Here is a 12,908-nt window from a genome sequence, read left to right as displayed (position 1 = left end):
AGCAAGCGCTTGGTTCGGCGACTGGGACTATGGGAATTACGCAGTGGGGCTAGGGAATTCGCACGGCTATTTCGCGGTGTTGTAGCGGACCAGATAGTCGGCGAACCGCCCGATGTCGGCGTCATCCCACGCCGTCAAGCGCTCGGCGAATTCCTGATGGCGACGCCGCTCGGCCACCCCCGCGACCCGCCGACCCTCCGGTGTCGGCCGCAGGATGTGGTTGCGGCGGTTCTCCGGATCGATCTCCCGAGTCAGGTAGCCCAAGCGTTCCAGTGCGCCAACCTGCCGACTGACCGTGGACTTGTCGAGCACGAAGTGGTCCGCGAGATCGGTCGCCTGACAGCCGTCGCGCTCGATGACCAGATCCAGAATGCTCGACGCCACCAGCGACAACTCCGGATGCAACTCCGAGGCGCGGCCGCGGGCGCGCCGAGCGAAGGCGGTCAGTTCACGCTGGATGACGTGGATCGCCGCGGTGCGCGGTTCGGTGGGCATGATTGCACTATACATCAGTTGTATGATACAACGATGATGGTTGTATTTACCAACTATTAGGAGTTGACCTTCATGCGTTCGCACCAGCTACGGCATGTCGCCGGACATCTGCTGACCCCGATGCTGATGTGTCTGGGCATGGCACTGGCATATCTGGGCGCATTTCATCAGCCCGAGCCGAACCATCTGAAGGTGGCCGTGGTCGGCACATCTGCGCGGGACATGGTGCTGGCGCAGACCATGAAGGACAAGGCCGGTGACGCACTCGAGGTCGTCACGCTGCCCACCCGCGACGACGCCATCGCACAATTGCGCGATCGCACGCTCTCCGGGGCGTACATTCCCAACACGCAACATCCCGAACTGCTTGTGGCCAAAGCCAATTCCGACACCACGGCGATGGCGGTCGAGTTGGTGTTCCGACAGGTCGCCGGGACGCAGGGCGTGCCGATGACGGTCACCGATATCACCCGGACGGCCAGTGGTGACCCCACCGGACAGGGTCTGTTCTTCCTGCTGGTCGCCCTGAGTATCGGCTCCTACGGCAGCGTCGCCGCGATAGGTGCGGCGGGTGCCGGACTGTCCATGCGGGTGCGCGCGGTGATCGGCCTGGTGACCTCGCTGGTGGTCAGCATCATCGGGATCGTGGTGGCCGCGCCGGTCTTCCATATCGTCGACCACGATTACGCGGCGATCTGGGCGATGGGCTTGCTGTACTCGGCGGGCATCATCACCGTCGGTATCGGACTGCATACCTTCCTGAAGCGCTGGACCACGCTGGCGCTGATGGTGCTGTTCGTCATGCTCAACTTCACCACCTCCGGCGGCATCTACCGCCCCGAACTGCAGAACGGCTTCTTCGGTTCGCTGCACGCCTTCTGGAACGGTGCGGGTTTCGTGGAGGGTGCGCGCAGCCTGCTGTACTTCGACGCAGGTGCGGGATTCGCCGGCCGCATCGCTAGCCTGTTCGTGTGGCTGGCCGTCGGCGCGGTACTGCTGGTGGTGGCCGCGCGACACGAACGCCGCAACTCCCCCGCTCCCGCCGCTGCCGTGCGTGCACAGCGGCCCGCCGCGGCCGAGGAGGAAATGGAAGAGGCGGTCGGCGTCTGACACCTCCGCTTTCCCGGTCGCGTCGCATCGCGGTCCGGGACCGGGTACGATGATCGCATCGCCGCTCTGGCATTCGAATTCCGCAGAACCTGATTTATATGTAACCGTGAGTTACATATAAATGTGTGACCATCGCAGGATCGGGCATGAACTGCAATTTCGCATGGCGTGCAACGTCTTCGAACACACCGAGTTGATCGGCCGCCCTGTCGGGTGCAAGATCGTGGACGTGTCGCGTGGCGGCGCCGGGTGGACGGCGATCGGCATGGAGGCACCATGATCGAGGAGTCCGCCGTGCGTCCACATTCGCGCTCGCACTGAGGTCGAGCGGGGCATCGAGGCCCCACGCATTCCAGCCCCCTTCGCGGAGCCGCACGGCCCGTGCGTCTTCCTCTCGAACGAGAGACGATCCATGGCATCAACCGACCTCGACGCAAGCCGGGCGCGCGCCCTCGGACAGGAACTGGTGGCGATACACGACTGGCTGCGAACCGAACTCACGCGAATCCGCGCGGATGTCACCGCGTATGCGGCAGGTTCCGAACTGCGGCCGACGCAACTTCGCGCGCACTGCACGGCATTCTGCGCCGCGCTGACCCGGCACCACACCGGCGAGGACATCGCAGGGTTCCCGGCACTTGCCGGCCAATTCCCCGAACTGGCCCAGGTATTGGCCGAACTGCGCACCGACCACCAACTGGTCGCCGAAATCCTGCGCAGACTGACCGAACTGCTCGACTCGATCGGGCCGGACAATGCCGATACCGTACGGCGGGAACTCGATGGATTGGCCGCCATCCTGGAATCGCACTTCCACTGGGAGGAACGCAGGCTCGTGCAGGCTTTCGACGAACTCGAAATGGGTAACAGGACGGGCGAGGAACTTCTCGGCGTCACGGTCGCGGTGGATCGCATGCGGTCCGCTCGGGACTGAAGCAGCCACCACATCAGGGGCGGGTACGGTATTACCGGCCGGACCGCGTAGACAGGGGCGAGGAAGCATCGGTGAAAGGTCGGGGCGCGATATGAATCAACCGTATTCGCACTGGTATGCCCAGAATTCGCCGGAGAACCTACCGCTGGCCGCCCGCTACCACTCCGCCGACCCGATCACCTGGAACGGCAGCCTGATCTACCCGATGTACACCGAACAGGTCGGATCCGCGCCGATCCTGGTCACCATGAAGCTGCTGTCCGCGGCACCGCCGGCGGGTCTGCGCGGACACGGAATCGGGCTGTCGGTGGTCGACGGGCACATCGGCATCGATGGCAGACGGCTGGCCGGGGTCGACGTATGGAGTGATGCCCTCGCCGACGGCGTCACCTTCGAGCTGGTCCCGACCGATCCGGGCGCACTGTTCTCGCTGACCCCGGTCTGGGTCGACGGATTCGGCGCACAGAAATCCTGGTCGGGCAACTACGGCATCCTCATCGAACAACCACCGACCGGCCGCATCATCCTCTGGTGCAGTGTCGGCGAGGGCCCGCCGAATTTCGCCAACCTGGTGGTCGAGGTGGAAACCGCGAATCTGCCCGCCGTCTCCGCCTCGGCGCCTGCCGCCGCGCCCCAGGCGCCACAGCCCGCGCAACTCCCACCAGACGGATCCGTCCAGCCGACGCCACCGACTCAGCCGCAGCGCGCCGCCTCTGTCTCCCCTGAGCAGCCTCGGTTCCATGAGCGGCAGCCGACACCCCCTGACCTCGAATTGGTGCGGTTCCCGGAACCACTGCAAACGACATCCGCACGCCCCGAGCTCCCGGCGGCCGAGCAGACCACACCGTTGCGAACGACGCCCGCCCGGTTGCCGGAACCGTCAGTAGCCGAGCAGGTTCCGGTGATGCAGGAACGGGCAGCGGATACCGACCACGCCGGGCTCCCGGAACCACCGCAGCCCGCGCAATCCAAATCGCAGGAGCGCGCGAAGGATGGTGAACGCGGCTATCGCGCCGCCCTCTACGACCTCGGCGTCGCCATGTTCGGCCGCGGCGAGGAGGAACAAGCCTGCGGTCTGTGGGCACAGGCTGCAGCGGCCGGGCACGCCGGCGCGGCCTATGACCTCGGCGTCGTTCTGTTCAATCGTGGTGAGCTCGGCGATGCCGAGCGCTGGTGGCGCACCGCGGCCGAGCGCCGCGAATCACGCGCTATGACCGGGCTCGCCGAGCTCCTCGAACGCCAGGGCAATCACGCCGAAGCCGAGATCTGGCGCGCCTGCATTGCCGAGGAAAAGACCGACGAACACGATCAATCGGTGAATTCAGCCTGAGTGGCAGCAGGTTTCGCCGCCGGTCCGATCGCGGACAACTCCTGCGTGCTCTAGGTTTGCCCGTATGGCAGGTAGTCCTGGCTTGAACGGAGCGTGCGTGGTCCCCGCGTACTACATCCGGCCCCGCGCGGCAGCCCGGCCTCTGCCAACGCACTGCGCTGCTCCCGTTCCTCGATCGATCTGATCGATTTCTCCAGTTCTGACCGAACTGCGATGGGCTGCGCCCCTCGTCTCCCCGGACCGCTGGCTCACCCTCTACCAGGCATTGAGCTAGCGAATCAGTTGCCCAACTCGGCCGCCATCGGGGTATCGGCGGAGCTACGATGCGCAGATGGCGCACCCCGCTCCGCCGGTTCCGGGGGCGACGGTCGCTCCGGACCGGTCGCCGGGCGGTCCGCGCGGCACCGGGGTCGCCGAGGTCGTCGAGCAATTCGCGCAGGCCTGGCGGGTGGCCGATAGGCCCCCGGATCTGCCTGCCTACCTACCGGACTCCCCAGCCATCCGCCGCGTGTCGCTGATCGAGCTGATCAAGGTCGACTTGGCGAACCGGTGGATGCGCGGCACCGAGCCGAAGCGTCTCGCCGAATACGTCGAGGACCTGCCGGAATTGCGCACTTGGCCGCTTCCGCCGGATCTCATCTACGAGGAGTTCCACGTCCGCAGGCGCGCGGGCGGTTCGGTAGATGTCGAGGAATACACCGCGGCCTATCCCGAACAGGCCGAGCAACTCTCGGAGATGTTGGCCACCGACGATTACCGCAGCACTCTGCTGGCCGTTTACGCCGATCCGGTGAACCTCGACGAGATCGATGTCGGCCAGAAGATCGACGACTTCGATCTGATGACCGGGCTGGGGCGTGGCGCGTTCGCGCGAGTGTTCCTGGCCAGACAGCGCTCCATGCAACGGCTCGTCGCGGTGAAGATCTCCCAGGACAAGAGCGCAGAACCGCAGACCTTAGCTCAGCTCGATCACGACTACATCGTGCGGGTCTTCGACCAGCGGGTGCTGGAGAGTCGCCGCCTGCGCCTGCTGTACATGCAGTACGTGCCGGGCGGGACGCTGTTCACGGTGCTCGAGCGGGTGCGCAACACACCGGCGGCCGAACGCTCGGGCGCACTGCTGGTCGATGTCATCGACTCCGTACTCGCCGACAAGGGTGAGATCCGCCCGAGCGAATCCCCCGTGCGCGCCGAACTGGTCGAACTGTCCTGGCCGGAGACCATTGCCTGGCTCGGGCGCAGACTGGCCCAGGCACTGGACTACGCCGGACGCTGCGGAGTGCTGCACCGCGATATCAAACCGGCCAATGTGCTGCTGACCGCCGAGGGCATTCCGAAACTCGCCGATTTCAATATAAGTTTCAGCGGCAATGTCTCCGGGGACAGCCCCGTCGCCTACTTCGGTGGCTCGCTGGCCTACATGTCACCGGAGCAGCTGGCCGCTGTGCACCCGGACAGAACGACGACAGCCGCCGATCTCGATACCCGCAGCGATCTCTACGCGTTGGCCGTCATGCTGTGGGAATTGCTCACCGGCCGTAAGCCTTTCGATGACGACAAGGCGAACGGCGGCGATCGCACCGCACTCGATGGCATGTTGGAGCGCCGCTCGGGCAGTCCGCAATCGCTGCCCTATCAGGATCTTCCGGCCGATTGCCCGGCCGCGCTGCGCCGCGCACTGGTCCGCGCCCTCGACCCGGATCCGGATAAGCGGTGGGCACGCGGGGCGGATATGGCCCAGCAGTTCGATGTCTGCCTGGACGCGCGCGCCCGCGACCTGGTCGACCCGCCGCCGCACAGTTGGCGGTTGCGGGCCCGAGTGCTCATGCACCTCATCATGGCGCTGGCCATCGGCGGTCCGAATGCGCTGGCAATCCTGTACAGCTACAACCACAATCGCACGCTCATCATCGCCAAACTGGACGAGCAGGCGCAGCTCCGCTTCGACCAGATCGCGCTGGCCACCTACGGCATCTGCTTCCTGATCGGGATCGTCGTCACCAATGTGCTGGTGGTCGATCTGTGGTCCATTTCGCGCGGGCTACGCAAGGGCAAGTCCTACGACGCGCAGGCCCTGGCGCGCGCCCGCAGCGAGACCCTGCAACTGGGTCGCCGAAATGTGTTGACCTGCTTCGCATTATGGGTATCGGCCGGTGTCGTCGTCCCGGTGTCGGTGCAGGTCTCGGGCAACCACCTCACCGCCCAGGCCTATGTGCACTTCTTCATCACCCAGATCGTTTGCGGCGCGATCGCCATGGCCTACCCGTATTTCCTGGTCAGCTTCTATGCGGTGCGCAGCATCTACCCGATGTTCCTGCCGCACGGCGGACTCGGCGCCGCCGACGGCGGCCAACTGCGCCGGCTCGACCGCAGCAGCACCTACTTCCTCGCCATCGCCGCGGCGGTACCGCTGCTCGGCGTCGCGGGCGCGACGTTCATTCCCGCCGAGGATATTCCGGCGGTCATCGTGCCGCTGCGTGTGCTGTGCGTGGGCAGCGCGCTGGCTTTCGTCGCCATCTACTGGTTGTTCCGGATGCTCGAACAAGACCTCGCAGCTCTGGAACGTATTGTCACCCGCTGATCAGCCGGGCTGGATGAGCATGCGAGACGGCTCTGTAAGGCATTGGTACGCAGAGGTAACAGTTAGGTCAAGAGCCCGGCGATTGCCAGACGATTGTCGTGCGGCGCGTCACCAGCGAACCGAGTCCCGCAGGCCAGGTGGCGCTGCACAATGTGATCTAGAGGTGCTTCGTGCCCTGTCATTGCGCGAGGACTGGGGAACCGGGAGCGAATATGACCGCCAGAACAGATCTCGAACAAGAACTGGGCGGCGCCGTCGCGGCCCTCGATCAACTCTCCGAGGCGGAAACCGCCGAACTGCTGACCCTGTTCCGCGACGCGCGCAGGGCCGAGACGGCCGGACTCACCCAGGCCGTCGACGGACTGCTCGGTGCACTGCCCTGGCCGCTGAGCACCGCGGCGAAGAAGGTCATGTTCGGGAATCGGCTCGGCTGATGGCCGATCTAGTGACCAGGGCGCAGCTGGTTCTGCTGGCCCGCACTCTGCATGTCCCCGCCGAACGCCTGGCCCACTTGGAGAAACTCGGCGCCGAGCAACTGCACGAACTGCAACAACGCATGGCGCGCACCCTTTTCGACAACCACGCCGCGACCTTCGGACGGCTCAGCAAGCTGGTGCCGATAATTCCGCTGAGCATTTCGATACCGCTGGTGCAGCGAGTCGTGCCGCCGATGATGGGCGGTCGCGCCGCGGGAGCGGTCGGCATCGAACATCCCAAGAAGGCGGCGGAAGCTCTCGGGATGCTGGATCCGAAATATGCCGCCGATTGCGCGCCGTATATCGACCCGCGTACCGTCGGCCGACTCGCCGAGGTCGCGCCGCCGGAACCGGTCGTGCGGGTGGCCAACGAGTTGATGCGCCGCAAGGACTATGTCACCGCCGGTCCGTTCCTCGGCTTCGCAACGACGCAATTGGTCCGTGCCATCGAGGCGGGCGTCCCTGACGACGAGGGCCTGATCCTCTCGGCCGCCTACGCCTACTCCGGCCCGAATATCAGCGCGATCGTGCGCCAACTGCTGTCCGGGCCGCTGGACCGGATACCGCATATCCTCGACACCGTCCTCGCCGGTTCCACCGAGCTGCGTCTGGCGGCGGTATCGGTCTTCGCCCGCTGCGACGAGGACGTGATCGAGGCCCTCGGCGACATCCTGCTCGATATCGGCCCGCCCGAAGCCATTACCGAACTCGCCGCCACCTTCATCGAGCACGGCGCGATCAACGACATGCTCCGGTTCGCCGCATACCTGAGCCCATCGGCGCTGGACACCTTGGCGGCCAATCCGATCACCGCGGATCCGGCGGCGATGGCGGCACTGGTCGCCGCGCTCGCGGGGCAGCGCGATCCGATACTCTGGCGCGGCCTACTCGACCTGGTCGAGCGCACCGATGCCGAGATCCAACGCCGAGTCGGTACCCGGCTACTGGAATTGCCCGAATCAACCGTGACCTCGATACCCGGCATCGCGACAAAGGGCCGGTTGTGGTCGACACTGCTGAGAGTCCTCTCCGAGGCTGATGCCGATACTCAGGCCCGCCTCGGCGAGCTATGGGCCAAGTTGGCCGCTGACGATCGCACGGATATCCAGGGAAGGGCCCGCGATCTCGGACTCGCGACGCGCCTGGCGACACTGACAGTCACACTGGACATCTACGGCTGACACCCGGTGCACATTCGCGGTCAGTGCAGCCAAATGCATACGTGCGCAGCCGGTCTCGGGTGAGGTGATCCGAGACCGGCTGCATCGCAGGCGGATTACACCGGCGTGAAGTCCCGGCTCGCGATATACGTCGGTCGCGGGGCCGGGGCGGCGAACGGCTCCACCAGCGTGTTCTCCACGCTGTTGAACACCAGGAAGATATTCGACCGCGGGAACGGCGTGATGTTGTTCGACGAACCGTGCATGATATTCGAATCGAACAGCAGGGCCGATCCGGCGCTGCCGGTGAACTGGGTAATGCCGTACCGGTTCGCCAGCGCATTGATATCCGCGTGCGTCGGTACGCCGATCTCCTGCTCCTGCAACGACTCCCGATAGTGCTCGGCCGGCGTGCTGCCGGTGCACGGCACGAAGGTGCGGTGCGAGCCGGGCATCACCATCAGGCTGCCGTTGATCGGATAGTTGTTGGTCAGCGCGATGGACAGGCTCACCGCACGCGGTGCTGGCATGCCGTCCTCGGCATGCCAGGTCTCGAAATCCGAATGCCAGTAGAAGCCGGTGCCACGGAAGCCGGGCATGTAGTTCACCCGGCTCTGATGGATGTAAACATCCGAGCCGAGCACCTGCCTGGCCAATCCGGCTACCCGGGATTCGCGCACCAGATCGGCGATCGCGCCGCTGAGCCGGTGCACCTCGAAGACCGAGCGCACCCGGTTCGAGGACTTCTCCACGATCACCCGGTCGTCGCCCTGCAGCGCCGGATCACCGGCGAGACGGTCGATCTCGGCACTGAACTCCGCGACCTCGGCGGGTGTCAACAGCTCTTCGACGATCCCGAAACCATTGGCATCGAAGGAGGCCAGGTCTTCGGAATCGACCGTGCCCCACACGGTGGGATCGGTCCGGTCCCGGTGCTCGCCTGCCGTGACGAGTCGAGTCGGGTAGCGATCGTCGGTCTGCACCAACGTCATTGCGCCTCCTATCCGCTTACCTGGGCCGCGACGAGCGGGTAGACGCCGTCGCTGTCGTGGACCTCCTGCCCGGTGACCGGCGGATTGAACACGCACATCATCCGCATATCGGTGCGTACCTCGAGACGGTGGCGCTCGTGTCCGTCGAGCAGATACATCGAGCCCGGCGCCAATTCGTAGCTGACGCCGTGGTCCAGATCCGTCAGTGTGCCCGCACCTTCGATGAGCCACACCGCCTCCACGTGGTGGCGGTAGTGGAACTCGTGCACGGTGCCGGCTTCGATGCTGGTCTCGTGGAAGGAGAATCCGACGTCGTCGCCACCGAGCACGATGCGCTTACTACGCCAGCCCTGCCCCGCGACATCGCGTTCGGTGCCGGTGATCTCCGCGGTGCTGCGCACGATCATCTCAACGCTCCTGTCCGCAAACGGTGCCGATCGCGCCGGTCAGCACTCGCAGACCATGCTCGACCTCGTCGTCGGTGACCGTCAATGGCGGCAGCAACTTCACCACTTCGTCCAGCGAACCGGAGGTCTCGACCAGCAGGCCACGCTCGAAGGCGACCTGGCAGACCTTGCCGGCCTGGGAGGGATCGTCGAAGACCACACCGTGCACCAGTCCGCGACCGCGCGTCGAAATGCCAGGGAAGTACTCGGCCGCTTGGGCCAGGGCCGCACCGATGCGCTGTCCCTTGGCCTCGGTCGAGGCCTGCAGGGTGCCGTCGGACCAGAAGTGCTCGAGCGCGGCCTGTGCGGTGATGAAGGCCGGGTTGTTACCGCGGAAGGTGCCGTTGTGCTCACCCGGGGCCCACACGTCGTGCTCCGGCTTGAACAGCACCAGCGCCAGCGGCAAACCGTAGCCGCCGATGGATTTCGAGAGCGTCACGATATCGGGGGTGATACCGGCGATCTCGAAGGAGAAGAACGGTCCGGTCCGGCCACAGCCCATCTGCACATCGTCGACGATCAGCAGAATGCCGCGCGCGGTGCACAATTCGGACAGATGCCGCAACCACTCCGGCCGCGCGATATTCACCCCACCCTCACCCTGCACCGTCTCCACGATCACCGCCGCGGGCCGGTCGAAACCGGACGAAGTGTCGTCGAGCACCCGCTCCATCCACTGGAAGTCGGCAGTCGTGTTGTCGAAATAGCCGTCATAGGGCATATGCGCGGCATGCACCAGCGGCACACCGGCGCCGGCCCGCTTGGCGGCGTTGCCGGTCACCGACAGCGCACCCAGCGACATGCCGTGGAAGGCGTTGGTGAAGCTGATGATCGTCTCGCGTCCGGTGACCTTGCGGGCCAACTTCAGCGCGGCCTCGACGGCATTCGCGCCGGTCGGGCCGGGGAACTGGACCTTGTAATCCAGGCCGCGCGGTGTGAAGACGGTGTCGCGCAAGGTTTCCAGCAGTCCGCGCTTGGCCACGGTCGACATATCGAGGCCGTGGGTGATCCCGTCACCGGCGATGTAGTCCAGCAGCGGCTGCTTGAGCACCGGATTGTTGTGGCCGTAATTCAACGCCCCTGCTCCGGCGAAGAAGTCGAGGTAGTCCTTCCCGTCCTCGGCGCGCAACCAGCTCCCGGACGCGGTGGTGAACACCGTCGGCCAGGCGCGGCAATAGCCACGGACATTGGATTCGAGCTCCTCGAAAATGGTCGTCTCGGCGGTAATCATCGTCGATCCTCCTGCTTTCGGGCGGTGGGGGCGATCAAATAGAGGTCTTCGGCAGCGTGGCTGTCCGGGAAGAGTTCGGAATCGAACAAGGGGTGTTTGCTCAGCTCGGCCGACCGGCGACGCGCCACCGAGGCGAACATCGCGATCGAGGCCGGGTTGTCCGGGGCGATCGTGGTCTCCAGTGCCGAAACACCGGCGCCGGCGACGGTGTCGAGCAACGTGTCCAGCAACGCCGCGCCGAGGCCTCGCCCCCGCTGTTCGTGCTCGACCGCGACCTGCCACACGAACACCGTCTCCGGCGCCTGCGGACGCAGGTAGCCGATCACGAATCCGACAACCCGGCCACCGACTTCGGCAACCACCGAGGTGCTCGCGAAATCACGACACCACAGCAGGTAGGCGTAGCTGGAGTTGGTGTCGAGAACCTGCGAATCCCTGGCGATACGCCAGATCTGGGCCGCGTCACCGACTCTCGGCGGGCGCAGCACCGGCTGCGTGTGCGGTCCGGAAATCGGTACGGCCGAAGGGTATTCGGTGACCGACGGTTCGATCGTCTTGGTGGACAAGGTGTGCAGTGACATACGTCTCCCTGGTCGGGTCTGCAGTACTTATCCAGGCTTACGAAGCAACTTTGAGGTGAACCTGTCGAACTCTTTGCGGTTGTATTACGAAAAGATCACAACCGCAGGCAGCGTCATACTTCGGTGCCACTGCGGCATTGGTCACAGGCTCAGCGCTGCAGATCGAGTCGGTAGCCGAGACCTCGCACGGTGACCACGATGCGCGGCTCGGAGGCGTCCAGCTCGATTTTGGTGCGCAGGCGGCGCATATGGACATCGACGATCCGCTCATCGCCGAAAAAGCCGTCGTCCCATACTCTTTCGAGCAGAACGGTGCGGCTGAGCACTCGTCCCGGCGATTCCGCGAGTTCGCAGAGCAATTTGAATTCGGTGATGGTGAGCCGGATTTCGTCTTCGCCGCGGCGTACCGCCCCACCGTCGCGATCCAGCACCAGTTGTCCGTCGGGATGGGCGTCGAGCACGGCCTCGCGCGGCGCTTCGCGCTCCATGGTCAGGCGCGCGCGACGACGCAACGCCCGCATGCGCGCGGAGATCTCCTTGATCTCGAACGGCTTGGTTACATAGTCGTCGGCGCCAGCCTCCAGCGCGGCCACCACATCATGGGTGTCATCGCGCGAGCTGACCACGATAATCGGCACATCGTGCTCGCGGCGGATCTCCCTGATGCAATCGAAACCGTCCATATCGCCGAGCATCAGCTCGACGATCATCACATCCGGAGCGCCATTGCTGCGCAGATACGTCAGCGCGTCCTCGGCCTCATGCGCCTCGGCAACGTCGTAACCCTCGTCTTCCATGGCCGTGCGCAGTGCGCCACGGACCACTTCGTCGTCGTCAACGATCATCAGGTTTGCGGTCAAGCCCTCATCCCTTGCAGCCACGCGGACGCGACGCGACGCGGGGACTCGCGTACCCAGAACCGACGCGAAAGTCCGCACATCGAGCACCTTTGCCAACTGCTTGAATACCCGGACCGACCAATTTGTAAACGGCAGGTCACGGGCAGTCGGTTAGCGTCCGGCTACTCCACCCTGCGCATGAAGACCCGATTTGTGCAAATTGCACGTGACATGCGACACATTTCGGCCAGTGTCACCATTCGTCCCGATGGGACTGTTCCAGCCGGTTGAAGTTGCTCGGTCCGCCGTCGGCCCTACGCTCCTGATAGCGGAACATCAACCGCCGCGCGTCGAAGGTGGCGAACCATTCGTCCCAGCCCACCGCGCGCAGCACCGCGCCGCCGTACCCCGGGAAATCGAAGCGCAGGACGCCGAGGCGACCGTCGTATTCACTGCCGGGCATGGTGGCCGGGCGCGCACCGCGCTGCTCGGCCCACCGCCGGATCACTTCGTGATTGCGGGTGACGAGGAAGCGGCCGGGCTGCTGCGGGCCCTCGCCGCGAACGACTGATTCCGGCGGTTTTTTCAGCGACCTGAAAGCCCCCGGTCCGGCGTACGGATCTCGGGTGGCCGGTCGTCGCTGATCGTTCATGACGACCTCCTTGCGCGTCGGCATCAATGGTCCGGTTCCTCTTCGCGTACCCGCGTGCGACGCCGGGCAAACAGTGGATCC

The 12,908-nt window shown here is 65.2% G+C and carries 13 protein-coding genes; 6 read left to right on the top strand and 7 right to left on the bottom strand.

Annotation, left to right across the window (positions count from 1 at the left end):
- Positions 1–66 precede the first annotated feature (66 nt).
- Positions 67–495 (bottom strand): MarR family winged helix-turn-helix transcriptional regulator, encoded by a 429-nt coding sequence (locus tag ACQPYR_RS20430; RefSeq protein ID WP_433634525.1) that lies wholly within the window; start codon positions 493–495, stop codon positions 67–69.
- A gap of 72 nt (positions 496–567) precedes the next feature.
- On the opposite strand from ACQPYR_RS20430, the gene ACQPYR_RS20425 reads away from it, so the two are divergent.
- The 6 genes from ACQPYR_RS20425 to ACQPYR_RS20400 all read left to right on the top strand — a co-directional run bounded on the left by ACQPYR_RS20425 (position 568) and on the right by ACQPYR_RS20400 (position 8,107).
- Positions 568–1,605, top strand: coding sequence for a hypothetical protein (locus ACQPYR_RS20425; protein ID WP_433634523.1), 1,038 nt, complete (start codon positions 568–570; stop codon positions 1,603–1,605).
- Between the two features lie 412 nt (positions 1,606–2,017).
- Entirely contained in the window at positions 2,018–2,539 is a 522-nt protein-coding gene (locus ACQPYR_RS20420) for a hemerythrin domain-containing protein (protein WP_433634521.1), read from the top strand.
- A 91-nt stretch (positions 2,540–2,630) separates the two neighbouring features.
- The gene (locus tag ACQPYR_RS20415; RefSeq protein WP_433634519.1) at positions 2,631–3,869 is read left to right on the top strand and encodes a hypothetical protein; all 1,239 of its coding nucleotides are present in this window, start codon (positions 2,631–2,633) and stop codon (positions 3,867–3,869) included.
- 331 nt (positions 3,870–4,200) lie between these two features.
- Positions 4,201–6,450 (top strand): serine/threonine-protein kinase, encoded by a 2,250-nt coding sequence (locus ACQPYR_RS20410; RefSeq protein WP_433634517.1) that lies wholly within the window; start codon positions 4,201–4,203, stop codon positions 6,448–6,450.
- A gap of 212 nt (positions 6,451–6,662) precedes the next feature.
- Positions 6,663–6,884 carry a hypothetical protein gene (locus tag ACQPYR_RS20405; protein ID WP_433634515.1) on the top strand — a complete coding sequence of 74 codons (222 nt, stop codon included), beginning with the start codon at positions 6,663–6,665 and terminating at the stop codon, positions 6,882–6,884.
- Positions 6,884–8,107 (top strand): hypothetical protein, encoded by a 1,224-nt coding sequence (locus ACQPYR_RS20400; RefSeq protein WP_433634513.1) that lies wholly within the window; start codon positions 6,884–6,886, stop codon positions 8,105–8,107. Before ACQPYR_RS20405 ends, ACQPYR_RS20400 begins: the two co-directional genes overlap by 1 nt.
- A gap of 95 nt (positions 8,108–8,202) precedes the next feature.
- Here the strand turns inward: ACQPYR_RS20400 and thpD are convergent, their stop codons facing one another.
- The 6 genes from thpD to ACQPYR_RS20370 all read right to left on the bottom strand — a co-directional run bounded on the left by thpD (position 8,203) and on the right by ACQPYR_RS20370 (position 12,827).
- Positions 8,203–9,078 carry an ectoine hydroxylase gene (thpD, locus tag ACQPYR_RS20395; RefSeq protein ID WP_433634511.1) on the bottom strand — a complete coding sequence of 292 codons (876 nt, stop codon included), beginning with the start codon at positions 9,076–9,078 and terminating at the stop codon, positions 8,203–8,205.
- A gap of 8 nt (positions 9,079–9,086) precedes the next feature.
- Entirely contained in the window at positions 9,087–9,485 is a 399-nt protein-coding gene (locus tag ACQPYR_RS20390) for an ectoine synthase (protein WP_433634509.1), read from the bottom strand.
- Position 9,486: 1 nt separating this feature from the next.
- On the bottom strand, positions 9,487–10,755 hold the full coding sequence (gene ectB / locus ACQPYR_RS20385) for a diaminobutyrate--2-oxoglutarate transaminase (RefSeq protein ID WP_433634507.1): 1,269 nt from the start codon (positions 10,753–10,755) through the stop codon (positions 9,487–9,489).
- Positions 10,752–11,336 carry a diaminobutyrate acetyltransferase gene (gene ectA / locus ACQPYR_RS20380; protein ID WP_433634505.1) on the bottom strand — a complete coding sequence of 195 codons (585 nt, stop codon included), beginning with the start codon at positions 11,334–11,336 and terminating at the stop codon, positions 10,752–10,754. The genes ectB and ectA overlap by 4 nt, the downstream gene beginning before the upstream one ends.
- 149 nt (positions 11,337–11,485) lie before the next feature.
- The gene (locus ACQPYR_RS20375) at positions 11,486–12,196 is read right to left on the bottom strand and encodes a response regulator (RefSeq protein WP_433527195.1); all 711 of its coding nucleotides are present in this window, start codon (positions 12,194–12,196) and stop codon (positions 11,486–11,488) included.
- Positions 12,197–12,428: 232 nt separating this feature from the next.
- Entirely contained in the window at positions 12,429–12,827 is a 399-nt protein-coding gene (locus tag ACQPYR_RS20370) for a hypothetical protein (RefSeq protein ID WP_433634503.1), read from the bottom strand.
- Positions 12,828–12,908 lie beyond the last annotated feature (81 nt).

The organism is Nocardia sp. CA-120079, from assembly GCF_050955745.1.
GTDB lineage: Bacteria > Actinomycetota > Actinomycetes > Mycobacteriales > Mycobacteriaceae > Nocardia.
Note: the sequence above shows the minus strand (reverse complement) of the source record. Positions and strands in the feature narration are given on the sequence as shown.

Bases quoted from the DNA above. Each gene is read 5' to 3' on its own strand.
- ACQPYR_RS20430 (WP_433634525.1), bottom strand. From the start codon at position 495: ATGCCCACCGAACCGCGCACCGCGGCGATCCACGTCATCCAGCGTGAA.
- ACQPYR_RS20425 (WP_433634523.1), top strand. From the start codon at position 568: ATGCGTTCGCACCAGCTACGGCATGTCGCCGGACATCTGCTGACCCCG.
- ACQPYR_RS20420 (WP_433634521.1), top strand. From the start codon at position 2,018: ATGGCATCAACCGACCTCGACGCAAGCCGGGCGCGCGCCCTCGGACAG.
- ACQPYR_RS20415 (WP_433634519.1), top strand. From the start codon at position 2,631: ATGAATCAACCGTATTCGCACTGGTATGCCCAGAATTCGCCGGAGAAC.
- ACQPYR_RS20410 (WP_433634517.1), top strand. From the start codon at position 4,201: ATGGCGCACCCCGCTCCGCCGGTTCCGGGGGCGACGGTCGCTCCGGAC.
- ACQPYR_RS20405 (WP_433634515.1), top strand. From the start codon at position 6,663: ATGACCGCCAGAACAGATCTCGAACAAGAACTGGGCGGCGCCGTCGCG.
- ACQPYR_RS20400 (WP_433634513.1), top strand. From the start codon at position 6,884: ATGGCCGATCTAGTGACCAGGGCGCAGCTGGTTCTGCTGGCCCGCACT.
- thpD (WP_433634511.1), bottom strand. From the start codon at position 9,078: ATGACGTTGGTGCAGACCGACGATCGCTACCCGACTCGACTCGTCACG.
- ACQPYR_RS20390 (WP_433634509.1), bottom strand. From the start codon at position 9,485: ATGATCGTGCGCAGCACCGCGGAGATCACCGGCACCGAACGCGATGTC.
- ectB (WP_433634507.1), bottom strand. From the start codon at position 10,755: ATGATTACCGCCGAGACGACCATTTTCGAGGAGCTCGAATCCAATGTC.
- ectA (WP_433634505.1), bottom strand. From the start codon at position 11,336: ATGTCACTGCACACCTTGTCCACCAAGACGATCGAACCGTCGGTCACC.
- ACQPYR_RS20370 (WP_433634503.1), bottom strand. From the start codon at position 12,827: ATGAACGATCAGCGACGACCGGCCACCCGAGATCCGTACGCCGGACCG.